This is a genomic window from Methanosarcina barkeri str. Wiesmoor (genome assembly GCF_000969985.1).
In the GTDB taxonomy this organism is placed as follows: domain Archaea; phylum Halobacteriota; class Methanosarcinia; order Methanosarcinales; family Methanosarcinaceae; genus Methanosarcina; species Methanosarcina barkeri_B.
This window is the reverse complement of record NZ_CP009526.1, coordinates 3,295,711-3,322,501: the sequence shown is the minus strand read 5'-3', so window position 1 is coordinate 3,322,501 and position 26,791 is coordinate 3,295,711. Positions and strand designations below refer to the sequence as shown.

The window sequence follows — 26,791 nt, the reverse complement described above, 5'->3', positions numbered from 1 at the left end:
GAAATATTCGGAAATCTTATCCTGAAGACCATTTCCCCTGATGACAATGGTTGTAATAAGAAACTATATATCAGGGAACCCGGTTTAAACTTAAGTTTATATGTGGCAGACATTACTCAAAAAGTTTGAAAAATATCCTGCGCAGGCAAAAGTGCTTAAATTGCTCTTTGAACGTGGGTTTCAGGTGAATGAAGAAGGAAAGGTCACCTCTGGAAGTATTGAGATAGCACATACACAGCTTGCAAAAGAAGCGGGTGTTGACCGACGAGTAGTCGACGCAACTACAAAGACCATTATTTCAGACGAGCTCCTAAGCAGAATTTTTAGAAATGTTCATTCTATCCCCTTCCTCAGAGACGTAGCTCCTTCTCTTGGCCTGGGAGTAATCATTATTATCCCGGAAGATGCTGCTGACGTGGGCATCCTTGCGGAGGTTGCAAGCCTGATTTCAGGAAGCAAAGTAAGCATCCGCCAGGCTGTCTCGGATGACCCCTACCTAACTGATAATCCAAGACTTACAATCATTACAGACAAGAAAGTGCCCGGAGAACTCGTGGACAAAATTCTTGAACTGCCCTCAGTCAAAGGAGTAAGTATTTATTGAATCTTTTACCAGAAATTAGGACCCCATAAAGATATAGAAAACTCCATTTAAGAGACCGTTTTTTCAATTGAAAAAATTATTTCCTTGAGTATTAACTGTGAATATTAACTGTGAATATTAACTGTGAATATTAACTGTGAATATTAACTTATTTTCTGCTTCTTCTAAATGCGGAAAGTCCCAGAGCTATTCCAAGGAATCCAAAAAACATCGCACGTATAGAAATATTTCTTATCTCACTTCTGGACACTGAATTTTCTCTAAGAGTTTTAACAGTGTCAGCAAGCCTGAGGATCTCGTACTCTACTGATGGTCCCACTTCTGCAAGCATCTGGGTTCCAGTAAAGGACAGGGCGAAGTTCTCAATAGACTCAAGACTTTTCCGGTTCAGAAGTTTCTCGGCACCGTTACTCTCGTTTCTGAGGCTTGAGCCTGAATCTTCGGTATTTTTCGGATTAACAATGCATGCGGCATCTTCCGGACTAACAGTATTTTCGGTCGAGGAATGGTTTGCCTTCAGGACTCGAATGACAACGCAGGCTGAAGAACTGCCATTATCATTTTTTGCCGTAAGGGAAACTGTATAGTTTCCTGGACAGCAGAAAGTATGTTTTGGTTCCGGGCAACAAGACATCTTCCCATCCCCAAAGCCCCAGGACAGTGAATCTGCATTTTCAGAAAAATCAAAAAACTGGATGGTAAGCGGAACGTACCCGACTGTCCCATTTGCACCAAACTTAACCTCAGGAAATATGGGGTCAGAAGGGTCCGGAGCTTTCAAAACATGTATGGTCACATTAGTAGAATCGCTGCCGTTCTCGTTCGTGACATTCAGGATAACCGTATAATTACCCTCATTGACAAAAGTATGCAAAAAGTCTGAAGAGTTTGAGATACCCAGGTTTCCAAGGTTCCACAACAGCGAGCTGGCATTTTCTGAGACATCTGTAAACTCAACCGTAAGAGGTGCGTATCCAACTGTCACATTGGAAGTAAAAATTGCTTCTGGCATTACGGGAAGTTCCGGAATGAAGTTTATTAACGGCCTGTGGTCCATACTCTTTGTGAGGCGGTTTACGACATATGCAGTGTCGCCGATACCGTCTGCATCCACATCCTGACCTGTATAAGCACTCCAGCAGTTGCCTGAGGTCCGGTTCCAGGTATTGAGCTTATCGTCCCTGGCATTATTTGTATTATTAAAGAAATTATTGTATATCGTGTTGCCTGAAGAAGTAAACAACTTGATACCACAATCGACGTTTGAAGATACGATATTATTGCTCAGGGTGTTATTTTCGGACTTAGACAGACAGATCCCAATATTGTTCCCCGATATAATGTTGTTATTTATGATACAGTTTTGAGCAACATTCAAGTAAATTCCACATTTACTGTCGGATATTGAGAAACCGCTGATTGTCACGTTGCTGGCAACTACCTTGAATACATTGCTCTCTTTATCCGTTCCGGTAATAACCGTATTGTAAGGATTTTTTGAATACGAGATTATTGTCAGGTTATCCTGATTGATTTGAATGCTTTCATTATATTCTCCAGGCTTCACAAAAATAGTATCACCCGGGAGGACATTATCTACTGCTTCCTGAATCGATTCTCCTGGAGATACATAAACATTTTCTGCTGCACTGGTTTCTGAAATAGGAACCAGAAACAGAAAAATTGCAAATAAGCAGACCTTTCTGAAAGTTCGAATTTTTGTCATTTTAACCCACGCATCAATTCAGGAATTTACAGAATTATTTTTTAAAAGGACACATATAAAATTGTTGATTTAAAAAAATATTGGAAAATAGAAATTAAAATTAAAAGTATTAAAAATAACTTATTCGGAAAAAGGAGGCTTCCCAGATTTTTGTGTTCAAACAACTCTACATATAAAAATATAGAGTTAAAAGTAAAACAAAAATCTTGTATAAACTTCCTATATATTTGAATTCTAAGGTTAGGTTTAAGTTCGGAAGTAAATTCTGAAGCGTGAACTATCTCTCCCTTCATTCTTCGCCTTTCGGCTCAAGCCTGATTCAGTTACGTTAATGGCATTAAAACATAGGTTTTAAGACAGAAGTTAAAAACAAAAGTTAAAAAATTAATTAGACTTTCGTCATTACTTTCCAAGACCTGTAGAATAACTTTACTTTCCAATACCTGTGGAATAACCTTATTTTTAAAGCAGCAGACTCGGTTCTACTGTGATTCAGCTCTTCCTCAGATTTCTTAAAAAATATGACTGTAGGAAACTGAATGATAACGTATATCAATTATAATTTTCAATGGATCTGGAAGAAAAAAATCTCTGTAAAGCGGGTATAAAATCTGCAAATCCAAAGGTTTTTAAGCAGATCTTAGTTAATTCTTGAAAAATTCAGCTGGAGAATACGTATCATGCAGGAAAAAATAAAAGAAATTGCAGATCGAGTACGTGAACTGCGTGAACTCTCGGATTTCACGGTCAAAGACATGGCAGAATATTTGCAGGTGTCCAATGAGACTTATGGAAAATACGAAGATGGAACTGCGGATATCCCGGCAAGTATGCTTTTTGAAATTGCACACAAGCTGCGTGTAGACATGGCTACTCTCCTTACAGGAGAAGAGCCGCGCATGAATATATTTACAGTTACAAGGGATGGAAAAGGAGTCAATGTTGAGAGGAGAAAGCAGTACAAGTACCAGAACCTGGCTGAAAAATTCATTCATAAAAAGGCTGAATTTTTTGTAGTTACAGTTGAACCCAAACCACATGGGGAAAAACCTGAGACAAATTCTCACCCAGGTCAGGAATTTAACTATGTGCTTGAAGGAAGCCTGAAGGTCTATATTCACAATAATGAAATTATTCTGAATAAAGGAGACTCAATTTATTTTGACTCCACTTACGAACACGCTATGGAAGCCCTGGAAGGAAAGCCGGCCAAGTTCCTGGCAGTTATACTGTAATAATCTAATTCGTTAATGCATCATAATCTGATTCGTTAATGCATCATAATCTGATTCGTTAATGCATCATAATCTGATTCGTTAATGCATCTAGGTTTGATGTTATTCGATTAAATTTAACTCGGTGAATTCACTTAGACCTAATGTGATTTGGTTTGATGTAGTTTGGTTTAATGTGATTTGGTATAATATAATTGATCTGATATAATTTACTTAATGTAATTTGATTAAATGCAGTTCAATTATTTGATCCGAGTTAATGTAGTTTGAATTACGTGACTTGAGTTAATATTGCTTGGTCTCTATTGCTTGGTCTCAAGTCCAATAAGAAATCCGATATCCGGGCTATAAACCTTGAAATTCAAATGAGGGTATGTAGTCTTCAAAATGTAAAAACTATTTAAATAAATTGAGAAAACGGGTGTCTAGTATGACTTCTTTACTCAACCAGTTTGTTTCTAAAACCGACTTTGAATCTTATGAGGATTTTGAGACAAATTTCAAAATCCTTGTTCCTGAAAACTTCAACTTTGCCTATGATATAGTCGATGTCTATGCAAGAGATTTCCCTGAGAAGATCGCAATGATCTGGTGTGACGATCATGGGGAAGAGAGAATCTTTACGTTCAAAGACCTGAAGTACTACACTGACAAAACTGCAAATTTCTTTGCAAAGCATGGTATCGGTAAAGGCGACTATGTAATGCTCACTTTAAAGAGCCGGTACGAGTTCTGGTACTGTATCATTGCACTGCATAAATTGGGAGCCATTGCTGTACCCGCAACCCATATGCTCAAGACACGAGATATTGTATACCGGATTAAAAAAGCAGGACTGAAGATGATCGTCTGCATCTCGGAAAATGGAGTTCCAGAACAGATAGACGAAGCACACTCCGAATGCGGAAATGTCCCGCTCAAGAAAGCAGTAGTTGGAGAAAATGTCCGGGAAGGCTGGATTGATTTCAGGAAAGAACTCGAAGAAGCTTCCCCTGATTTTGAACGGCCTTCGGGCGAAGCTGCTACGAAAAATAGTGATATTTCTCTCGCTTATTTCTCTTCAGGAACAGCTAGCTTCCCAAAAATGGTGGAACATGACTTTACTTATCCCCTTGGGCATATCCTCACTGCAAAGTACTGGCAGAACGTGGAAGATGACGGGCTGCATTATACGGTTGCAGACAGCGGATGGGGGAAATGCGTATGGGGAAAACTCTATGGGCAGTGGATAGCCGGTTGTGCGGTCTTTGTCTATGATTATGATCGGTTTGAAGCCAAAAATATGCTGGAAAAAGCCACGAAATACGGGGTTACAACCTTCTGCGCCCCGCCAACCATCTACCGTTTTCTGATCAAGGAAGATCTCTCAAAGTACAATTTCAGTACCGTGAAATATGCAGTCGTTGCAGGCGAACCTCTTAATCCTGAGGTATTCAACAGGTTCCTTGAATTTACAGGAATAAAGCTTATGGAAGGGTTCGGACAGACTGAATCCGTTGTAACTATCGCAACGTACCCCTGGATGGAACCGAAACCAGGATCTATTGGGAAACCATCTCCGGGCTTTAAAATTGAACTGATGGACAGAGACGGCAGACTTTGTGAGGTAGGGGAAGAAGGAGAAATCGTAATCAACACAAAGGAAGGCAAGCCTGTCGGACTCTTCGTACACTACGGGAAAGATCCTGAGAAAACTAAGAAAGCATGGCACGATGGTTATTATCATACCGGAGATATGGCCTGGAAAGACGAAGACGGCTATCTGTGGTTTGTCGGAAGAGCTGATGATATCATAAAAACCTCGGGATATAAAGTCGGGCCTTTTGAAGTGGAAAGTGCTCTTATCCAACACCCTGCAGTACTCGAATGCGCAATTACAGGTGCACCTGATCCTATAAGAGGACAGGTTATCAAGGCAACCGTTGTGCTCACAAAAGGATATACGCCTGGAGAAGAACTTAAAAAAGAGCTTCAGAAACACGTAAAAAGTGTCACCGCTCCCTACAAGTATCCGCGCATAATCGAATTTGTGGACGAGCTTCCAAAGACCATTAGCGGAAAAATTCGCAGGGTCGAGATCCGTGATAAAGATCAAAGCGAACTACAGTGAATATATTACCTGAAAAATCCAGATCAGATTAGAAAATGAAAATAATAAAAAAGGAAATAAGACCTGATAAAATAAATGAAATCTGATAAAGTAAACAAAATCTGATAAAGTAAACAAAATCTGATAAAGTAAACAAAATCTAATAAAATAAACAAAATCTAATAAAATAAACAAAATCTAATAAAATAAACAAAATCTAATAAAGTAAACAAAATCTGATAAAGTAAACAAGGTCTGTTTTGATCCGGAAGCCGATGAGCTTCAGGTCAAAACAAAAAAAGGAAAAAAGGAAAGAAATAAGTACCTTAAACTTTCTGGAAAGTTTGCTCTAAGAAGATTTGGTTCTGAATCCACTTTATAGTTTTATCTTAATTTTTGCTAACCTACTATCTAATTGCTAACTTACTATCTAATAAATCATGCAATTTACAACGCAAGAAAATATGGAAATCTAAGACTCTTCTTTCTGTCAAAGAAAACCGGTTGAATGAAACAGGGACTGGAGAAATCCGTGAAGAAAAATCAAAAGCTCCGGATACTATAAATCCAGGAATAGGCCTGAAACCTGAGAAGAGTCCAAAGAGAATTGAAAAGCGAACAAAAAGAGGATCTCATATGTCAAAGAATGATAAAAAAGAACCATACCCTGTAATTAATACTCTGGAGTGTAAGGCCTGTGGACGCTGCCTTCAAGCCTGCCCCAAAGGCGTACTTTCCATGAGTGAAGACCTGAATTCCCGGGGTTACCATTATGTGGAATACAAGGGAGAAGGCTGCTCAGGGTGTGCAAGCTGTTATTATACTTGTCCTGAACCGCTTGCGATCGAGATTCACATACCCCTGAAAGAAGAGGAATCCAGGTAAAGCAGGAAAGGAGGAAAACTATGGCAACACAACTAGTAAAAGGCAACTCTGCAGTAATCATCGGTGCACTATATGCCGGATGTGACTGTTTCTTTGGTTATCCGATAACTCCGGCAAGTGAGATTCTGCATGACGCATCCAAATATTTGCCAAAAATAGGCAGGAAATTCGTCCAGGCCGAATCTGAAGAGGCGGCTATTAACATGGTTTATGGAGGAGCATCAGCAGGGCACAGGGTCATGACATCATCTTCAGGCCCTGGACTTAGCCTGATGCAGGAAGGAGTTTCCTACCTTGCTGGCTCTGAACTTCCCTGCGTGATTGTGGATATTATGCGGGCAGGACCAGGCCTTGGAAATATAGGGCCGGAGCAGGGGGATTATAACCAGATAGTAAAAGGCGGAGGACATGGAAACTACAAAAATATCGTGCTTGCTCCGAACTCAGTGCAGGAAATGTGCGACTTTACCATGAAAGCTTTTGAGCTTTCCTTTAAGTACAGAAACCCAGCTATAGTGCTTGCAGACGGAGTGCTCGGGCAGATGATAGAGTCACTTGAATTCCCGAAGCAAGCTATTGTTCCTGAGATTGATACCACTTGGGCGGTCAATGGTACAGCCGAAACCAGGCCTAACCTGATAACCTCGATCTTTCTGGACTTCAATGAGCTTGGAAAGTTTAATGAAAAACTGCAGGTAAAGTATGAGCTCATAAGGCAGAATGAAGTCGATTACGAAGAATATCTTACTGATGATGCTTCAATTGTCCTTGTTTCTTATGGGATCAGCAGTCGGATTTGCAGGTCAGCCGTGGATCTTGCCAGAAAGGAAGGCATTAAAGTTGGGCTTTTCAGGCCTAAAACCCTCTTCCCGTTCCCTGAGGCGCAGTTGAAGGCTCTGGCAGATAAGGGCTGTTCCTTTATTTCCGTGGAAATGAGCAATGGACAGATGATATATGATGTCAGGCTTGCAATCAACTGTTCACAGCCTGTAGAGCTTGTAAATCGTATGGGAGGAAACCTGATGACCCTTGACCAGATTATGGATAAAATCAGGAAAATGGCAGGGGAGGCATGAAAATGGCAGCAGAAATAATTAATGGAGAAAAAGTAATAGGAAGACCAAAAGCCCTGTACGCGGATTACCCTCGCAAAGGACCAGTAGCCTCTACAGCCACTCACTACTGCCCCGGCTGCGGACATGGTGTTCTTCATAAGCTTATTGCCGAAGCAATCGACGATCTTGGGATTCAGGACAGGACTGTTATGATCAGTCCTGTTGGCTGTGCTGTCTTTGCTTACTATTATTTTGATACAGGTAACATCCAGGTCGCTCACGGCCGTGCGCCTGCGGTTGGGACCGGAGTATCCAGGGCTGAAGAAAATGCTGTGGTTATTTCTTATCAAGGAGATGGAGACCTTGCATCCATTGGTCTGAACGAGACTCTCCAGGCTGCAAACAGGGGTGAAAAGCTTGCAGTTTTTTTCGTAAACAATACCGTTTACGGGATGACAGGCGGACAGATGGCGCCTACAACCCTTGTGGGCGAAAAGACCACAACATGCCCTGAAGGCCGAGACCCCCGTTTTGCAGGTTATCCTCTCCACATATGCGAACTGCTGAACAACCTTAAGGCTCCAGTCTTTATTGAAAGGGTTTCAATTTCGGATATTTCTCACATAAGGAAAGCCAGAAAAGCTGTGCATAAGGCACTCGAAATCCAGCGTGATGGAAAGGGCTATGCTTTTGTTGAAGTCCTTGCCGCTTGCCCGACCAACCTCAAGATGAATGCGGAGCAGGCTATCAATTTCATAAATGAGGAGATGGAAAAGGAGTTTCCTGTCAAGAACTTCAGGGATAACTCAAAAGAAGTTGAACCTCTGCACCGTGGAGTCAGTGACTTTACAACCAAAGCCATTGAACAGCTTTATGGCATTGAGGCAGAAGCCGAAGAAAAACCCGCCAGAAAAGACTTTGCTCCTATTCAGACCAAGATTGCTGGTTTCGGAGGGCAGGGTGTCCTCAGCATGGGATTAATCCTTGCGCAGGCCGGAGTTAAGGCAAATCTCAACGCTTCCTGGTTCCCGTCCTATGGCCCTGAACAGAGAGGAGGCACCTCTAACTGCTCAGTCGTGATTTCAGGTCAACCTATAGGCTCTCCTACGGTCTACACTCCGGACATCCTGATAGCTATGAATCGTCCTTCCCTTGAAAAGTTTGAAGGGGTAGTCCGAGAAGGAGGCCTTATACTTTACGACTCGTCCATTGGCGAAGCTGAAACGCCTGCAAATATAAAGGCTGTTGCCGTTCCTGCAACCGAGAAAGCAAAAGAAGCCGGTTCTGAGAAAGCTGCCAATTCCTTCATGCTTGGAGTTCTTATGGGCCTTGATGCAACTAGCCTGAAAGAGGAAGTCTTCAAAGAGGCTCTTGCTGAAAACTTCGCAGGGAAAACCAAAGTTATTGAGTTTAACCAGATGGTTCTCGAAGCTGGGGCACAATGGGCAAGAGAAAATGTTAATTTCTAAGGACTTTGAAGTTTGAAAAAAATCAAATTTCGAGGATATTCGAATTGTGTAAAAGCAGGTGGAGAAAATTTTCTCTACCTACTGATATTTTATAGTAATTTTTAGTACTTTTTTCAGTTTGTCCTGTGCAGAATTAATTACTCTGGGAAAACATACACATTTAAAAAATGCAATCGAGAAGTCAAAATGATCTCAAAATACATATATTCAGGCATATGCATCATCTTAAAACAATCATAAACTTTATTAAAGCTAAGTACATTGTAAGAATAAGGGAGTATTCTATAAATTGGTTTTAAAAGTATTTGTTAAAAGGTAATACTAACTTAAAAGCAGTTTATTGGAAAAACAGTTTATTGGAAAAACAGTTTATTGGAAAAACAGTTTATTGGAAAAACAGTTTATTGGAAAAACAGTTTATTGGAAAAACAGTTTATTGATCTAGAATTAGTTGGCAGAGATCGAGTCCCTATTCTCGGATCCCTACCTGCGATCTAACCCAGAGATTAAGAGGAAACCCTATACTCTTAATCCTCATATAGAAGTAAATGGTAGGGGTCGAGTCCCTATTCTCGGCCCTACCTACGATCCAACCCAGAGATTAAGAGGAAACCCTATACTCTTAATCTACACTTATTTTATAAGGACTTGGGATATATATATCATAACCGACCCAAAAAACAATTCGTGATTCTAATTTTGCTTGGGCTACTTATTTTTAATATAAACAAAATTTTTAATGGCATTGAAAATTTTGCAAGTATTGATTCAGTTGAACTTTTGTAAATTTCATCTTATTAAGTACTAAAGAAGTGTAAATATCATCTTATTAAGACATACTAAAGAAGTTTTTCATATTACTTAATAAGATTAAAACGCTCTGAAAAAAAGACTACATGTACTAAAATACAAGTTTCAGTGAAATACCCGAGGCTAATAACTTTGGGATTTACACTTCGTCCTATAAAACCTGCTTTTCTCGTATAGAGTATAATATATATGACCTTACGCATAACCTTCCCGAAAGTATAAATAAATTTATAATCATACTGTTGAGATAAAACTGAAGGAAAACGAGACGATTATTTAATCTTCACAACATTTAATGGAGCTGTCGCCTACATTGCAAATAAAACTAAAAACTTAGGAACGGTCATAAGGTTTATTAAAAATAAAGACATTATGAAAAACAGTAAGTTATACAAGAAATTAGTTTAGAAGTAGATGGTAGGGTTACCGAGTCCCTATTCTCGGATCCCTACCTGCGATCCAACCCAAAGATTAAGAGGAAACCCTATTGCTCTTAATCTATACTCTTATAGTAGCGTGGGGATATATATCATAATCGACCAAAAAAACAGTTCACAACCTAAATTTTTAAACAGCTCTTGTATTTGTTTAGCTGTGAAACTTTTAATGACCTTAAAATATTTAATCAAAACATAATATTTAATACATTAAATTGGCACATAATATTTAATACATTAAATTGGCAGTAAGTACCATAAAAATCTTATTTTTGAAACTTCTTGAACCCTTTCATGCAATCCAACCCGGGATTAAGAACTCTATACCCTCACTGCATCCACTTTTATAGTCACATAGACATAGAGTCATAACCTGCTTGAATAAAGACAGCATAATCATAGAGAATAGCCAAGTCCAGAAAAAGTGGCTTTATTCCTTTGTTTCCTGTTTTCCAGATTTCTCGGGTTTTCGGTCAAGCCTTTTTTTCAAAAGGGTTGCAGTCAATCCTTTTGAAAAAAAGGCCGTGATCATGCATACCACGTCTTTGCTGGGATTATTCAGCTTTTTGAACGGAGCAAAAGGGAACCAGGGAGAGACATATGTTGGCCAGAAAAGAGCGGAGATTTGGGTCATTCAGGCCCTTCAATGCTCCAAGTCTTTTAGATTGGTCTGTTAATAAGTTTTCAAATGAGATAAGCCTTTAGTGGGGGGAAACCGTTAAAACACACGGAACTGTAGCTCTGGGTATAGGCGCCTGCCGTAAAGATATATACACGGTTTCCCTCGCGCATTGTGTGAGGAAATGTATACTTGTGATGCTCATACAGGATGTCCATGCTGTCACAGGTCGGGCCTGCAAGAATTACTTCTTCGGCACAACCCTTTTTATCACAGAAAATAGGGTATTTAATGCACTCATCAAGGGTTTCTATAAGGCCCCCGAATTTGCCAATGTCAAGATAAACCCATTTGTACTGGTTGAATCTGGCTTTTTTGGAAATCATTACAACTTCGCTTACTATTATGCCGGCATTGGCAACCAGGGAACGTCCGGGTTCTATAATAATTTCAGGTAGCTCTTCTCCAAAGTCCTCATGTAAAAAGCGGCGGATTTCTCCAGCATAAGTCTCAAGGTCATGAGCCTGAGCCTGGTATTTTGCAGGAAAGCCTCCACCAAGGTTGATCATTTTCAGATGTATACCTTTTTCAGCTGCTGCCTCAAAAAGATACTTACATTTGGAAATAGCATTGTCCCACTGACCAATATCCCTCTGCTGGGAACCAACATGAAAAGAAAGCCCATAAGGCTCAAGCCCCAGCTTTTCAGCCTTAAGAATTAGCTTATATATCAGGTCAGGGTGCGAACCGAACTTCTTTGAGAGAGGCCAGTCAGCCCCATCGCTTTCAGTAAGGATACGGAAAAATACTCTTGAACCCGGTGCTTTTCTAGCTAACTTTTTCAGATCGCTGTCAGAATCAGTAACGTAAAGCCTCACTCCTTTTTCATACGCGTACTCTATATCTTTCTCTTTTTTGATAGTATTGCCGTAACTGATCCTTTCAGGTTCTACCCCAAGCCTGAGAAGCTGATCAAGTTCATAAACCGTTGCTACATCAAAATTGGAGCCTTTACTCTTCAGGGCAAGCACAACCTCATCCATGGGGTTAGCCTTTACAGCATAGTGAATTTTTGCAAAGGGCATGTGCTCTACAAGTTCGTCATAGCTTTGCTCTATCTTCTGCAGGTCAACAGTTAAAAATGGAGTTTCTTTACCACGAGAGAACTTTTTGATTCGGTTAAAATCATCTCTTGAAACGAAATCCTCCAGCGGAAACACATAGTGCTCTTTTCTCATGTCTACTCCCTCTTAAAATCAAGACTGATATGTGCTCAAACTTATATACTTACTGGTTAATAATTTTTAGTACATTGGTGATTTATAATGATTATTCAATTTAAAATCAAGTATTTTGATAATGAACGAAATAAAGCGATTCAAATAGGATTTTATGTATATAAAACTAATTCTTGGTGAATATCAAGACATGAAAATAACTAAAATCAATAGATGTTTAATAAAAATAGTCATAAAATGGTAAAAGATCTAATTAATCCCTTTTTTTTCATTAAAGGCACCAAAAATCCGTTTATCTGTACAGGAGATACGAGAAATCTTAGATATTCTCAGAATATTCAAAGACTATTTTTATCCAAAAAATAAACATTAAGGATTTAAAAGTAAATAGGAGCTTAATTAAGCGATTAAAAGGTTATAAAACTTTTTTTTATCCATATTATCTAGAAACAACTCATTTTAATCCATTTCATAAAAAGCCAGATTTGTAAAGTTCAAAAATAAATTTAATATGTTTCAGCAGATTTTATCTGGTTCTGAACAGCACTATCAGTATCCCGATTCCTATAAAAACGAGACCGTAAGTTATAACTTCCAGACTTAGCTGAAAAAAAAGAAATACAGTAGAAAGGGCTCCAAGAAACGGAAGCAAGGGAAAACGGCCAATATTCAGGGGAACCTTAAAAGGGCGATTTCTTCCGGGATCAGTATAACGAAGTTTTATTAGAGAGAGATTGACCATAAAAAAGATAATAAAAATCATAAAATTAGAAATATTTGCTACGATTGCAACATCCCTGAATAGTACAAACAAGGCTGAGAGAAAGGAAACTCCTAAAATTGCGACCCATGGTGTCCGGTAACCGGGGTGGACTCTGGAGAGAAATCTAGGGAGCGCCCCTGAATCTGCCATACCATAGACAATCCTTGACCCTCCAAGCATAACCACAAGTACAGTATTCATAGTGGAAAAAAGGGCGATCCAGGACATGAGGACAAAAGCCTTATTTCCCAGAGAAATCGCCACGACATCCGCAAGGGGAGCTCCTGAAAGTCCGAGAACTCGAAAGTCAAGCATACTTACGGCAGTTATTGCCACGCACATGTACAGGAAGACTGTAAAAAAGATGGCAATAAGCAGGGCTTTTGGAGTTGTCTTTTCAGCTTCTTTCGTTTCTTGAGATAATCGCACGATATCCTCAAAACCAAGAAATGCGAAAAAAATCAGAGTTGAAGCTTTAAATATTCCTGCCAGATCTGGAGTTTCGAAATAGTTTACCGTTCCAAGGTAAGGGAGACCTGTATAAATTACAATTAGAAGCCCTGAAACTTCGATAAAACTAATGAAAATGGCCAGCCTGGCAGATTCCTTTATCCCGTAAACCATGATGAGGCTGAGAAGGATAAACAAGCCTAAAGTCCCTGTCAAATATCCATTCCCAAAAAGGTTGCTGAAATACCTGCCAAATCCAAGGGCAACCGCAGAACTCGTTATTGCCACAAAATATATGACAAGCAGCCCAATAAATAATCCAATACGTTCTCCAAAAGCTCTTCTTACGAATCCATATTCTGCTCCAGCCTTTGGAAACATGGAAGCGAGTTCCATATAGCTAAAGGCAGAAAGTGTGGCCGTTGCTCCGGCAAACAGAAAAGAAAACCAGACCATATTGCCTGCAAGCCCTGCAGCTTTTCCCATAAGTACGTAGATTCCGGCTCCGAGAATATCTCCAATTCCTACCAGAGTAACCTCCAGCAGATTTAGTTCCTTTTTCAGTTCTGACTCCCTTTTCATAATAAGCCCCGCGCCAAAACTTAAAAAATTCAATAACAAAAATAATAAAAGTAATAAATAATAGAAATGGAACCTCGGCCTGTCAGAAAGATTATCCTATGAGAAGCTGTGATTACTTTCTATTAACCGGCTCTCAAAAGTTCTCTTTTTGAAAATGTATAAATTTTTTACCCTAAAGTAGCTCAACGGAAGGCTGCTGAAAAAAGCTAAGTAAGGTCTCCAGGATAGACTAGCCGGATTTTACCGGGCTGAGAGATACCTTACACGCAAGCTTAAAATAAAGATTTTCAGGTTTTAATGTACACATTTTCAGGTTATGCTTTCATTTTCCTGGCGAGTTCTCGGCCGATTCCCTCAATTTTATTCAAATCTTCTTCTCTGGGTTTGCCCTTTACCTGAAGCGTTCCAACAATTTCCATCTTTGAGGGAACCAGAATTTCTCCTGCTTGCTTCAGAGCGCCTCCACCCCAGCCGAAAGATCCAAGTATAACCCCATATTTTGCAGGCGGCTTGAGAGCTTTTACTAGGTAAGTGCCGTAAAGGGCAAGAGGATGCATGCCTGCAAGGACGGTTGGAGTTCCAAGGATAACAGCGCGGGAATCAACCAGTTCTCTTGCAATATCTCCTGTATTCGCAACTTCAAGGTCATAGATTCTGACATCTACACCTTCTTTCAGTAAGGTTTCTGCGATTGTTCTAACCATTAGTTTTGTGGAGCCCCACATACTCACATAGACAATAAGGGCTTTATTTTCGGTCTTTCCTGCAGTCCATTTTGCGTAGGGCTCAAGTATACGCTGAGGGTTTTTATAAATAGGCCCGTGACTCGGAGCAATAACTGCGATATCCAGATCCTTAATTTTTTCAAGGGCCTTTGCTCCCATTTTTCCAAAAGGCATCATGATTTCCCCATAATAGCTTTTTGCAAGAGGAATAAGGTCTTCTAGGTCCTCATCATAAACGCCCTGGGCCGTATGAGCCCCAAAGAAATCACATGGGAAAAGGACCCTGCCTTCAGGTAGGTATGTGAACATGGTTTCAGGCCAGTGGAGCCAGGGAGCCTCAATAAAGTGCAGATTTTTTCCTCCCAAATCAATAGTATCTCCATCGGCAACGACTTTAATCCGATCGTCTGGCAGGTCATGGTAAAGGCTTGCCATTTTCACGCCTCTTTCCGTGGTAACAAGCACCGAGCCAGGAGCCCGATCCATAATATAACGAATTGCACTGGCGTGGTCGGGTTCGGCATGATTCATAATCAGGTAGTCCAGTTTTTCCAGGCTGGAAACCAGATTTATTTTCTCTTCGAACTCCTCTTCGAAACCAGGGTTCACGGTATCAATAAGTGCTGTTTTTTCTTCTCCTTTCACAAGATACGCGTTGTAGCTTGTCCCCTGAGGCAGCGGAACTAGAGCATCAAACATTCTGCGGCTCCAGTCTTTTGCCCCAACCCAGAATACATCTTTAGCAATTTCAGGAACACTGTAGATATCCATATTTTTCCCTCCATTCTCCCAATGCAGTAAAACGGCTCGAAATAAGAAGCAAGCAAGTTTGTCTGCATCTATCAATCCGAGAACTGGATTTATTTAATGACTAATTTTATGACTATATTGTATTTGTCCGATATATTTATTAGGCAAAACCCTTAACTGGTAGTACCTTAAATTTTAACTGGCGTTTTAACTCGGTAAGGAAAAGGTAACTTTTAATAAATTTAAATGAAGCTATATCGTCTTCTCTTTTTTATAGTATTTTTTTGGAAAAATTAAAAAAAGAAAAACTTTATATAGACAGCAGTAAGTTATCTTCTTCCTAGCAGGCAAGAATTAACAAAATTATGGCCGATGTGGCAATCCTTGAGCCTGAAAAATATTCAGTATTGAAATGAGGCTTTAATACCTAGAATATTACGGTTACCTAGAATATTGCAGTTAAAAAAAGAAGGGATAATTATGAAAGCATCATCTGTAGAATTGAATCCTAATAAACTGGTACAGTACCTCAACAAACCAGCAAGTGAATTCACCAAAGACGACATTATAAAGTTCATAAAGGAAAACGGCATTAAGATGCTGACTTTCCGTTATATTGGTGGAGATGGAAGACTCAAGGCTCTCGCCTTTGTGATCAGAGATGAAGAACATCTTGACAACTTGCTTTCCGCTGGTGAGAGAGTCGATGGATCAAGCCTTTTTACATACATCGAAGCAGACTCAAGCGATCTTTATGTCCTTCCTAAATACAAGACTGCCTTCGTGAATCCTTTTGAAGAAATCCCAACCCTGGATATCCTCTGTTCCTACTTCGACAAAGACGGAAATCCTCTCGCAAGCTCTTCTGAAACTGTCATGAAGAAAGCTGCCCAGGTCCTGACCGAGAAGACAGGTTATGAACTTCAGTCAATGGGCGAACTCGAATACTACATCATCGCCAACAAAGAAGACGTCAATATGGCTTTCCCAGCCGTTGACCAGCAGGGATACCACGAATCCAATCCCTTCACCAAATTCGACCAGCTCAGAAAGGAAGCAATGATGTACATCTCCGAAGCTGGCGGAAAAATCAAGTACGGACACTCTGAAGTCGGAAACTTTACTGACGACAAATACTACTACGAGCAGAACGAAATCGAATTTGAGACTGATTCACTTGAGAACACTGTCGACCGTCTGCTTATCGCAAAGTGGATGCTCAGGATGCTTGCCGACCAGTACGGTGTAATTGTAAGCTTTGCTCCAAAGATTACTGTCGGAAAAGCTGGAAGCGGACTGCACGTCCACATGAAGCTCCTGAAGGACGGAAAGAGCGTCATGGTCGAGAATGGCGGAGTTAGCGACACTGCAAAAACTGCAATAGCCGGCATCCTTGACATTGCAGCAGGCATTACTGCTTTTGGAAACAGAATTCCAACATCCTACCTGCGTCTTGTACCTCACCAGGAAGCTCCTACCAACATCTGCTGGGGAGACAGGAACCGCTCTGCTCTGATCCGTGTGCCTCTTGGCTGGTTCTCTGAAGAATCCAGCAAGATGGTAGCTCTCGCCAACCCGAACTATAGTGAAGAGTTCAAGAGCCACAGCTACAAGTCTACTTTTGAATTCCGTGCCGCTGACCCATCAGCTGACCTTTACCTTCTCATGGCGGCCTTTGCTGTAGGTATCCGCCATGGCTTTGAAATGGACAATGCCCTTGATGTTGCAAAGAAGCTCTACATTGATGTCAACATTTTCAAGGACGAACACAAGGACAGGCTTGCCCAGCTTGAACACCTACCTGCATCCTGCTACGAGTCCGCTCAGGCCCTGGAGAAGCTGAAAAACATCTTCATGGAGTATGATGTCTTCACCGAAGGTATGATCGATGACAACGTAAAGTACCTTGAAGGCCTTGACGACTACCAGCTCAGTGAGAGACTCTACGGAAAGGACGAAGAAATCAGGAAACTTGTGGACTCTTACATCCACATTGGATAATCCTGTTTCAGCACATCAAAAAATTTTTTCTACAGAAAAATACAGAGTCCTGCTTCTCAGGGAGCAGGACTCTGCCAATAGTATTTTTCTGAAAATTTTCTAATAGCACCATTCTGTCAAGTTTTCTGGAATAAGTAAGCTTCTTGCTGTTTTTACCAGATATTTCGTTACTTTTCGCTTACGGTTCTTACTGTTTTTTACTTCAGATTTCTTTTTACTCTTCACTTAAGCTTTTTACCTCAGATTTTACCTCGATTCTTGATATAGGGACTTTTTTTCCGGGTTTTCCGGGCTTTCTCGCTTTTTTTCAATTTTTTCTTAGGCTTTCTCGATTTTTCCCGTTTTTTTTGGGTTTTATCCGATTCTAATTTTTCAAGGTAACACTTCATAGCCTATTCAGGTTTACACCCAGACCGTGCGGTACGGGGTTGGCTTTATCTATCTTAACGAAATCTATAGGGACGTAAAGTAATAAGAGCTCAAATTGATCAGAAATGAAAGAAAACAGCAATCCAGAAAACCCCGAGAGCCAGGAAAAAAATCTCTCCGAAACCCCGATACCAAAAATAACAATCATCTGTTCTGCCCCTGACCTTGCCAGCCAGAACATTAAGACCCAACTTTTAAACCTCATAGAATGGAAACTCCTTGAGATTCCTGAAAATTCCGAATTCTCTGCAGCTAGGGAATCGCAGGACGGAAAATTCAGACTTGTTGATATTGAGGAAACGCATGTTTTCCAGGACGGACTCGACAGAAAACTTGAAAATGCAGGTCTGCCAGCTTCTCTTATAATTTTCGCATCCAAACACCGGAGCAAAGAGGAGATTTCTTCCCTTACTGTACACTGCACAGGGAACCCCTCAGACGATGTAAGGCTTGGAGGCTGCCCAAAATCTCTTGCAGTCTCTTCTCCGGCTGCTATGAAATCCATCCTTGTGGAAATGAAGCGCCTGGCTGAGCAAAAAGGCCTTAAGTATGATGTTACTCTTGAAGTAACCCACCACGGGCCTACTGAGCTTTCAGTTCCTTCGCTTTATGCCGAAATAGGAAGCACTGAAGTGCAGTGGAAAGATCCTGAGGCAGGAGAGGTTGCTGCAAAAGCTATCCTTGCAGTCTCCCTTGTAAAAGTGCCGGTTGCCGTCGGTTTTGGAGGAGGCCATTATGCTATGCGCCAGACAAAGCTTTTGTTTGAAACCGGAATTTCTTTTGGGCACAATTTCCCTAAGTACAAGCTTGAATTTGTGGATGAAGCCCTGATCAGGCAAGCAATTGAAAAATCAAAGGCTGATTTTGCTTATTTTGACCGGAAATCCATGAAAAGTGAAGAAAGGAAAAAGATTTCCAAAATCCTTGAGAACCTGGGTCTCAGTGTTCTTAAAGAATCCGAGATCAGGGAAAAATATGGAAATTAACGTTAAAGCAAACGTTAAAAGAAGCCCAATTCTCCAGAAAAGTTCTGTTACTGCATATTTGGAACACTACAGTACACAGGAAGGAATACAATGCTGAACATAGAGCTTTTTCCGATTCTCCTCCGCTTTCTTTTTGGAGGAAGTGCTGTTGTGATTTCCACAATTGTTGCAAAGAAATTCGGAGGCAGATTGGGAGGAGTTTTTGCAGCTTTCCCCGCAGTATATCTTGCAGCGATTCTTGGCCTGAGCATAGATTATAATGGAAGTGAACTGCTCCTGATCTCAGAACAGCTTTCGAAAGGTGCACTTGTGGGAATGCTGGCAGACATTTGTTGTGCTCTTGCTGCAAGTTATTTTATTCTCAGGTCTGGGTGGAAAAAAGGGCTGGTTTACTCACTTCTCCTCTGGGCCGTGCTTGCTCCTGCAATATACTTTGTGTGGTTCAGATTCTGAAAAAATCTTTGGGCAATCTTTCTTTTAGAACGTTTGTGGTCAAGTTTTCATTTGGAAAGGTTTGTGGTCAAGCTGTTGCTAGAGTTTTTCGATCAAACCTTTTTTGAAAAGGGTTGTGCCACAACCATTGCACCGGTTGGTCACATAGACCACATTGTTGCGGGGGTTTTCGGTCAAGCCTTTTTTTAAAAGGTTTGCGATCAAGCCTTTTTTGAAAAGGTTTTCGGTCAAGCCTTTTTTGAAAAGGGTTGCGATCAAGCTTTTTTCCTTATCGCAGACAATTAAATGAGCTATCCAGTCGAACTTGTTGTGGCTTCCTGCATCTTTACAACATTCGTTATTGATTTTTCAATAGGCTCTTAGGCAATTCGCTGAAAATTTTTAGCGAAGATAATGGCACTGATAAGTATCGATTACCTCTAGCTTATATTTGTTGAGCAGGTATTTTCACATATGCATTTGATATCATCTATCATCTGCATTGTTTTGGGCATAGCTTCACAGCATAAAGACACAGCAAATATATGCGATCTCCTGCCATTGGGTTTATGTATATTTCACAATTAAGCAATTGATAACGATGTCCGATGATGATCAAGTATATTTCTGAACAACGTTTTAGAAGAACATGCGTATCTTAGGATTGTTTTTAGTAAGGAAAAATACCCTGTGATTGAGAGGGATGTGATAACACGGACAAGGAAAAGGAGTCCATAGGCAAAGAGGAAATACAAAGGTCAAATGAAGAAAAGCCACAAGCTATAGAAAAAAACTCAACTGGAGAGAATTCTGTTCTGGATGTATCTTTGGATGAGTCTCCAAAAAAGGACTTTCCAATTGTAGGCATCGGGGCATCGGCTGGTGGGTTAGCTGCATTCGAAGCCTTCTTTTCAGCTATGCCCTCAGATGCCGATCCCGGAGCGGCTTTTGTCCTGATACAGCACCTGGATCCAAATTCTAAAAGCATCCTTTCCGACCTGATCAGGAACTTTACTAGGATGCCTGTATACGAAGCTACAAATTGGATAAATATTGAGCCTAACTGCGTTTACATCATCCCGCCTAACTGCGACATGGTTCTTCGAGATGGCGTGCTCCAGTTGATGGAGCCATCCCAGCCGCATGGTTACCGCCTACCGATTGATATATTTTTCAGCTCTCTAGCCCAGGACAAGAAAGAAAAAGCCATCGGTATCGTCCTCTCGGGTACCGGTAGTGACGGCACAAAGGGGGTGCAGACTATCAAGGATGAGGGAGGAATGGTAATGGCACAGGCTCCCGAGTCCAGCGAATACAACAATATGCCTCTTAGTGCTATTGCCACAGGTCAAGTGGATTACGTCCTGAAGCCCGAAGAGATGCCTGCCCAGCTCATTGCCTATATTACCTATGTCTTCGGAAAAACACGCCAGGTAACCTTAAAATTTGAAAGCCTGATGAAAAATATATTTAATTTTCTTCACATCAAGACTGGTCATGACTTTTCTAACTACAAGTATGGTACCATCAATCGGCGCGTTGAACGGCGCATGGCTGTCCGGAATATTGATAATGTGAATGAGTATGTGCGTTATTTAGAGCAAAAGCCTGATGAGGTGGAAGCTCTCTTTCATGACCTTTTAATCGGAGTCACCAGTTTCTTCCGTAATCCTGAAGCTTATGAAGCGCTCCAGAAACGGGTTATCCCGTGTCTCTTTGCCGGCAAGTACCCAGAGTCATCAATACGCGTCTGGGTGCCCGGATGTTCCACAGGTGAAGAGGCATATTCCATAGCCATTTTACTTCAGGAACAGATGGATAACTTAGACCAAAATTTTAAAGTGCAGATTTTCGCCACTGATATTGACAGTAAGGCTATTGAAAAGGCCCGTAGCGGCATCTATCCAGCCAATATTGCCGCCGATATGTCCTCTAAAAGGCTTAAGCGCTTCTTCACGCTGGATTCAGACGGCTACTACCATATTCAGCACAATATCCGTGAAATGGTTATTTTTTCCGAGCAGGATATCATTAAGGATCCTCCATTCTCTAAGCTTGACCTTATCAGTTGTCGCAACTTGCTGATCTATATGGACAAAGAACTGCAGAAGAAACTAATTCCACTTTTCCATTATGCATTGAATCCTGGTGGATTTCTCTTTCTTGGTCCCTCCGAAAATGTGGGTGAGTTCACAAATCTTTTTGACACACTGGATCGCAAGTCAAAACTGTACATAAAAAAAGGCGGTGCTAGCAGTGAGTATTTCCTGTCCATAGGGACTTTTATCTCACCATCGATGAAAAGCGAAGCCAGAAAGCCTTCAGGCAACGTTCCTGTCGAAATCAGACCTAAACTGCGCGAGCTGACCGAGCAAGCAATGCTGCAATATTACGCCCCTGTCAGCGTTCTGATCGACGAACACGGTAATATCCTGTATATATATGGACGTACTGGTATGTACCTTGAACCAGCTTCGGGTGAAGTTGGAATGAACATATTGAGTATGGCCCGAGAAGGATTAAGATCAAAATTGACTACGGCCTTGCACAGAGCCGTCATAGATAAAGCGCCAGTGTTTCATCCTAGAGTGCGAGTTAAAACCAACGGCGATTTCACTACAATTAATCTGGCGATACGACCTGTAGAGCGAAACCATGGTACAGCTACCTGGCTAAATTTGTTCCTGGTCACTTTTGAGGAAACGACGGAGTCAGAGCAGATCAAAACCGAAAAGGCCATCTCCATAGATGCTAGCGAAAAAGCCTGTGATAAGGATTTGGATGTGCGAATCTTAAAGCTGAAAAAGGAGTTACAGGCCAAGGAAGAAAGTCTCAAAGCTTCCAATGAGGAACTGGCGACTTCCAATGAAGAACTCAAATCTGCCAACGAAGAGATGCAGTCAGTCAATGAGGAACTGCAATCCACAAACGAAGAACTGGAGACCTCAAGGGAGGAACTGCAATCAGTAAATGAGGAACTGGGCACGGTCAATATCGAACTGCAAAACAGGGTAGCTGAACTGTCTCAAGCCAATAACGACATGAATAACCTCCTGGCTGGAACAGGCATAGGCACTATCTTTGTGGATCATCAACTACGTATCATGCGCTTCACTCCTCCAGTTACACGTTTGATAAACCTGATCCCATCAGACATTGGAAGGCCGGTTGGACATATTGTCTCAAACCTTCTGGGCTACGACCGCCTGGTAGAGGACATAAAGGAGGTTCTGGACAGCCTGATACCCAAAGATATTGAAGTCCAGACTAAGGAGAATACATGGTATTTACTGGGCATCCGGCCTTATCGCACCCTTGAAAACACTATTGAAGGAGCGGTAATCACTTTTACAGATATTACTGAGATGAAACAGGCGAGGCTTAAGGAGTCTGAAGCTATGCACCGTCTGGTTGCATTAGTGCACGATGCGAGCGATGCTATAATGTTTCAGGACATGGAAGGCAATATCCTGGCCTGGAATCCAAAGGCAGAGAGTATTTATGGCTGGAGTGAAGCTGAAGCACTCTCAATGAATATTAACAACTTGATCCCAGAGGATCGGAAAACAGAAGAGATGTCTATAGTGAAAAAGCTTAGCCGGGCTGAGGTTATTGAACCTTACCGCACCCAAAGAATTACCAAAGATAGTAGGATAGTGGATGTATGGCTGACCGCCACTTCACTGGTAAACGAAAACGGTGAAGTATATGCTATTGCAACCACAGAGCGGGAAATCAAATTAGAAGATAATGAGAAGAACACAAAATAAAAAGACTTCCCAGATCAAGCTGTCTCAAAACTACAGTTGATTTCACAATTGGACTATATTTGATTTCACAATTGGGATTAGATATTATATTTTAAGGCAAACACAACTGAATTTCAGAATAGTTTCCAATCTAAATTTAAAGTCAACAATTCCAATTATCCAACTGTAGAGATGGGTCGAGTTTTAAGACACCTTGAGATGATGACTTTTGTATAGGCGCAGGGAAGATTCCTATGAGCCTATCCCAAAAGCCACTTTACTCCTAATCGTTAGGAATTTTCAGAATTGTTTTCATGATCATGAACTTGATTGATTATTCAAAATACAAGGCTCAAGAAGCAAATTTCAAGTTTTGGGATGAACTCTATATAAAAATCACTCAATACCAGAAAATCTTGAGTGATGTCATCGAAGAAAGTATTATATTAGAGTAATTAGAGTAGACTAATGAATTAAGTTATTTTATAAGTACAAACCAGACTCACCTTGCTCATAGATACGTATTAATTTTTATTATAAAATTTATATGTAAAACACGATTGTTGGGGCCAGTCTTGATTAAATCTGAAAAAATTAACAGAACATATGTTTACGAGAACTAAATCTATTCTTGTGCTTACCTTTTTCAGTAATTAACTTCAGGGTTCAAAATACTAAAGCCAAAATTGTGAAAAAATAAGAGGATTGGGGCACTTAGATTGAGATAAAAAATATTTGCCTTTACATTCTCAATTTGGAGGAAATTTGGAGTGAAAGACAGCCTGAGGAAATCTGGCATTGATATTATTGGATATGTGCCCTGGGGTACACATATCTGTCAATTCTATCAAACAAAAGAAGATTTTATGAATACACTGGTTCCTTACTTCAAGACAGGACTGGAAAATAACGAGTTTTGCATGTGGATCATGTCGGAACCCTCAGAAGTAGGAGATGCAAAAGAGTCACTGAGAATGACTGTTCCTAATATTGATAGTTATTTGGATAAAGGACAAATACAAATTATTCCCTACAGTCGGTTTTATGCAGAAGAGGGTGTTTTTGATTCGAATAGAGTCTTAAACATCTTAGTTGAAAAACTCAATCAAGCCCTATCAAGTGGATACGATGGATTGAGGTTGAGTGGAAATGCTTTGTGGCTGGAGAAACAGGATTGGAGTGATTTTGTTAACTATGAGGTAAAACTGGACAGTGATATAGGCAATTGTCAGATGATCGCTCTCTGTACCTATTCTCTTGATAGGTTCGATGCAACCAAAATCATCGAAGCGGCTGTCAACCACCAGTTTGTGTTAATCAAAAGGGAAGGAAAATTAGAACAGATAAAAAATTCCAGGCGTGAGAAGGAAGAAGAAAAAATCCGGAGTTTAGCAGATATTGTGGAGTCATCAAATGATGCTATTTTAACTATATCGCTTGATGGTATTATTACCAGCTGGAACAAAGGTGCAGGGCAAATTTATGGCTATTCAGCTAAAGAAATTATTGGGAAGTCCATATCCATCCTTGAACCGTCTATCTTAGTTGGGGAAACAGAAGAATTAATTGAACTGTTTAAACAGGGAGATAAAATCCACAATTATGAGACTTTACGGGTAAGAGAAAATGGTAGGATAATAAACGTTTCAGTAACTTTTTCTCCGATTTTTGACGCCTTTAAGAAGCTAATTTCTATCTCAGTTATCTCCAGAGATATAACCATAAGTAAAAGAGTCGAAGAAAAACTCCGGAAAAGTGAAGAAAGATATAGAATCGCTACAGAGCAGACAGGGCAAGTAGTATATGAATATGATTTAAGAACAGATAAGAGCAACTGGGCGGGTGCTATAGAAGAAGTTACAGGGTATAGCTTTGAAGAGTTCCAGAAGTTTGGCAAGGAAGTGTGGCTTAACAATATCCATCTGACAGATATGAGTAGTGGGGATAAAAAATACCAGAGTGCAAGAAAGACCGGTGGTAGATTTAAGGAAGAATTAAGATTGAGAAAAAAAGATGGAAGTTGCATTTATATAGAAAATAACGGAGTCTGGCTTACAGGTTATGATGACCAGCTTTATGGGGCCATCGGAGTGTTGAAAGACATTACTGAAAGAAAAAATACAGAAAATTTCCTTAAGAGTATAGAAACTGCCCGTAAAAAGGAAATCCACCACAGGATCAAAAACAACCTTCAGGTAATTTCTTCCCTTCTCGATCTTCAGGCTGATAAGTTCAATGATATGAAAGTTGTTGAAGCTTTCAGGGAAAGCCAGAATCGAGTAGTATCTATGGCTCTCATCCACGAAGAGCTGCACGAAGGCAGGGGAATAGAAGTATTAAACTCGTCTAGATATCTAGAAAGGCTTGTCGAGAACCTTTTCCAGACGTATAGATCTGAAAATGCCGATATTAGATTGAATATGGATCTGGAAGAAAATATTTTCTTTGGTATGGATACTGTAGTTCCATTAGGGCTAATTGTCAACGAACTCGTTTCAAATTCTCTTAAACATGCATTTGTTGACAGAGATAACGGACAGATTCAAATTAAACTTTGTAAAGAGGAATCAAGTGAATGTAAAGACAATATAGCAGGAAGCAAACAAGAAAAATTTCAAAGTACCAGTTTTATTCTGAGAGTCTCAGACAATGGAGTAGGTATGCCTGAGGATTTTGATCTGGAGAATCCTACCAGCCTTGGCATGCAACTGGTAACCACTCTCATAGACCAGTTAGAAGGCAAATTCGAACTCAAAAAGAACAATGGAACGGAATTTAATATCAAATTTAGAGTGGTGTAAAGAAGCAAAATGTAAAACGAAATGAATTGTTTGTAGGTTGCTGGTTTTAGTCTTTAATAAGAAATAGGTATGTATGTAGGTTACTGGTATTGGTTTTTAATAAGAAATCGGTATCACCAATTATTATCTTCCGCATGTACCAATAAGGAAGTTCTCCTCCATAACTAGGAAGCCTTGTTAGATATTATGCTCTCTGATACTAATACCTCTCTGATGTTAATACCTCTCTGGTACTTACATAGTTCTATCAATTTGGTTTAAACCAAACAATATGATCAGTAATGAATTTATTTTATAAATGGTTCCCTTGTATGAGATGTAAACAAAAAATAGTATTGATCAGGAATATTTAAAATGGTTTAGTAGTCTTTTTAGAAAAGTTGTAATAAGGAGTTTAATCATGAAATTAGATTTCAAGGATCTTACTCTCAGGTTTGTCTTCGGGGGAACTGCTGTTGCTGCCTGCTACGTCATGCTGCAAATAATCCCTTCTAAATCTTTTGCGGGGGTGTTTGCCGCTTTTCCAGCTGTTATGGTAGCTGCCGTGATAATGGCAGGACATTTTGGAACCTCTAGGCAAGCTTCTGACATTGCCCTCGGAGCTAGTGCAGGGATGATAGGTTGCACTATATGTGTGCTCACTGCTGCTTTCTGTATGGAGTACCTTAACAGGTGGAGCCTTTCAATTATTATTGCTCTTTTAATCTGGTTTTTCAGCTCATGCTTATCAACCAGGCTGATCCAGGGTTTCTTGGGAAAAATGAAAGAAAAAAGACAGCAAAAAACACACTATTGAACTTTGAAATTCCAGAAAAGTTCTGAACAAAGAAATTCTTCCGGGCTCATCTTTCTCAGATTTTCCCAGACTTTCCCAGATTTTTTTAGACTTTTCCGGACTTTTCCGGACTTTCCCAGATTTTCCTAGACTTTCCCGGACTTCTCGGGACTTGTACTCA

At 40.4% G+C, this 26,791-nt stretch carries 18 protein-coding genes; 12 read left to right on the top strand and 6 right to left on the bottom strand.

The annotated features are described in order from the left end of the window. Window positions 1-100 precede the first annotated feature (100 nt). Window positions 101-604 (top strand): amino acid-binding protein, encoded by a 504-nt coding sequence (locus tag MSBRW_RS13765; protein ID WP_011307143.1) that lies wholly within the window; start codon window positions 101-103, stop codon window positions 602-604. 148 nt (window positions 605-752) lie between these two features. On the opposite strand, the gene MSBRW_RS13760 is transcribed toward MSBRW_RS13765, so the two are convergent. Beyond that, window positions 753-2,330 carry a NosD domain-containing protein gene (locus tag MSBRW_RS13760; RefSeq protein ID WP_011307144.1) on the bottom strand — a complete coding sequence of 526 codons (1,578 nt, stop codon included), beginning with the start codon at window positions 2,328-2,330 and terminating at the stop codon, window positions 753-755. A 680-nt stretch (window positions 2,331-3,010) separates the two neighbouring features. On the opposite strand from MSBRW_RS13760, the gene MSBRW_RS13755 reads away from it, so the two are divergent. The 5 genes from MSBRW_RS13755 to MSBRW_RS13735 all read left to right on the top strand — a co-directional run bounded on the left by MSBRW_RS13755 (window position 3,011) and on the right by MSBRW_RS13735 (window position 9,063). Next, complete coding sequence (locus MSBRW_RS13755) at window positions 3,011-3,565, top strand: helix-turn-helix domain-containing protein (protein ID WP_011307145.1); 555 nt, start codon at window positions 3,011-3,013, stop codon at window positions 3,563-3,565. Window positions 3,566-3,995: 430 nt separating this feature from the next. Then, the gene (locus MSBRW_RS13750) at window positions 3,996-5,675 is read left to right on the top strand and encodes an AMP-binding protein (protein ID WP_011307146.1); all 1,680 of its coding nucleotides are present in this window, start codon (window positions 3,996-3,998) and stop codon (window positions 5,673-5,675) included. A 615-nt stretch (window positions 5,676-6,290) separates the two neighbouring features. Continuing rightward, the gene (locus MSBRW_RS13745) at window positions 6,291-6,539 is read left to right on the top strand and encodes a 4Fe-4S dicluster domain-containing protein (protein ID WP_011307147.1); all 249 of its coding nucleotides are present in this window, start codon (window positions 6,291-6,293) and stop codon (window positions 6,537-6,539) included. 20 nt (window positions 6,540-6,559) lie between these two features. Next, a complete protein-coding gene (locus MSBRW_RS13740) occupies window positions 6,560-7,615 on the top strand; it encodes a 3-methyl-2-oxobutanoate dehydrogenase subunit VorB (RefSeq protein WP_011307148.1) in 1,056 nt (351 codons plus the stop codon). A 2-nt stretch (window positions 7,616-7,617) separates the two neighbouring features. Beyond that, entirely contained in the window at window positions 7,618-9,063 is a 1,446-nt protein-coding gene (locus MSBRW_RS13735) for a 2-oxoacid:acceptor oxidoreductase family protein (protein ID WP_011307149.1), read from the top strand. A gap of 1,677 nt (window positions 9,064-10,740) precedes the next feature. Here the strand turns inward: MSBRW_RS13735 and MSBRW_RS13730 are convergent. The 4 genes from MSBRW_RS13730 to MSBRW_RS13715 form a co-directional block, all read right to left on the bottom strand. Beyond that, on the bottom strand, window positions 10,741-10,944 hold the full coding sequence (locus MSBRW_RS13730) for a hypothetical protein (RefSeq protein ID WP_048102794.1): 204 nt from the start codon (window positions 10,942-10,944) through the stop codon (window positions 10,741-10,743). 50 nt (window positions 10,945-10,994) lie between these two features. After that, complete coding sequence (locus MSBRW_RS13725) at window positions 10,995-12,167, bottom strand: type III PLP-dependent enzyme (RefSeq protein WP_011307151.1); 1,173 nt, start codon at window positions 12,165-12,167, stop codon at window positions 10,995-10,997. Between the two features lie 526 nt (window positions 12,168-12,693). After that, a complete protein-coding gene (locus tag MSBRW_RS13720) occupies window positions 12,694-13,962 on the bottom strand; it encodes an APC family permease (protein WP_011307152.1) in 1,269 nt (422 codons plus the stop codon). A gap of 314 nt (window positions 13,963-14,276) precedes the next feature. After that, on the bottom strand, window positions 14,277-15,458 hold the full coding sequence (locus MSBRW_RS13715) for an FprA family A-type flavoprotein (protein ID WP_011307153.1): 1,182 nt from the start codon (window positions 15,456-15,458) through the stop codon (window positions 14,277-14,279). Between the two features lie 459 nt (window positions 15,459-15,917). On the opposite strand from MSBRW_RS13715, the gene MSBRW_RS13710 reads away from it, so the two are divergent. The 3 genes from MSBRW_RS13710 (at window position 15,918) to MSBRW_RS13700 (ending at window position 19,306) form a co-directional block, all read left to right on the top strand. After that, window positions 15,918-17,438, top strand: a complete 1,521-nt coding sequence (locus tag MSBRW_RS13710) for a glutamine synthetase family protein (protein ID WP_011307154.1) — start codon at window positions 15,918-15,920, stop codon at window positions 17,436-17,438. Window positions 17,439-17,932: 494 nt separating this feature from the next. After that, window positions 17,933-18,853, top strand: coding sequence for a D-aminoacyl-tRNA deacylase (locus MSBRW_RS13705; RefSeq protein WP_011307155.1), 921 nt, complete (start codon window positions 17,933-17,935; stop codon window positions 18,851-18,853). A gap of 90 nt (window positions 18,854-18,943) precedes the next feature. Further along, on the top strand, window positions 18,944-19,306 hold the full coding sequence (locus tag MSBRW_RS13700) for a DUF3147 family protein (RefSeq protein WP_011307156.1): 363 nt from the start codon (window positions 18,944-18,946) through the stop codon (window positions 19,304-19,306). Window positions 19,307-19,384: 78 nt separating this feature from the next. On the opposite strand, the gene MSBRW_RS13695 is transcribed toward MSBRW_RS13700, so the two are convergent. Beyond that, window positions 19,385-19,564, bottom strand: a complete 180-nt coding sequence (locus MSBRW_RS13695) for a hypothetical protein (protein WP_048102795.1) — start codon at window positions 19,562-19,564, stop codon at window positions 19,385-19,387. A gap of 548 nt (window positions 19,565-20,112) precedes the next feature. On the opposite strand from MSBRW_RS13695, the gene MSBRW_RS13690 reads away from it, so the two are divergent. From MSBRW_RS13690 to MSBRW_RS13680, 3 genes are all read left to right on the top strand, one after another. Further along, window positions 20,113-23,055, top strand: coding sequence for a CheR family methyltransferase (locus MSBRW_RS13690; RefSeq protein WP_011307157.1), 2,943 nt, complete (start codon window positions 20,113-20,115; stop codon window positions 23,053-23,055). A 749-nt stretch (window positions 23,056-23,804) separates the two neighbouring features. Then, window positions 23,805-25,835, top strand: a complete 2,031-nt coding sequence (locus MSBRW_RS13685; protein WP_011307158.1) for an MEDS domain-containing protein — start codon at window positions 23,805-23,807, stop codon at window positions 25,833-25,835. A 400-nt stretch (window positions 25,836-26,235) separates the two neighbouring features. Further along, window positions 26,236-26,631, top strand: coding sequence for a DUF3147 family protein (locus MSBRW_RS13680; RefSeq protein WP_011307159.1), 396 nt, complete (start codon window positions 26,236-26,238; stop codon window positions 26,629-26,631). Window positions 26,632-26,791 lie beyond the last annotated feature (160 nt).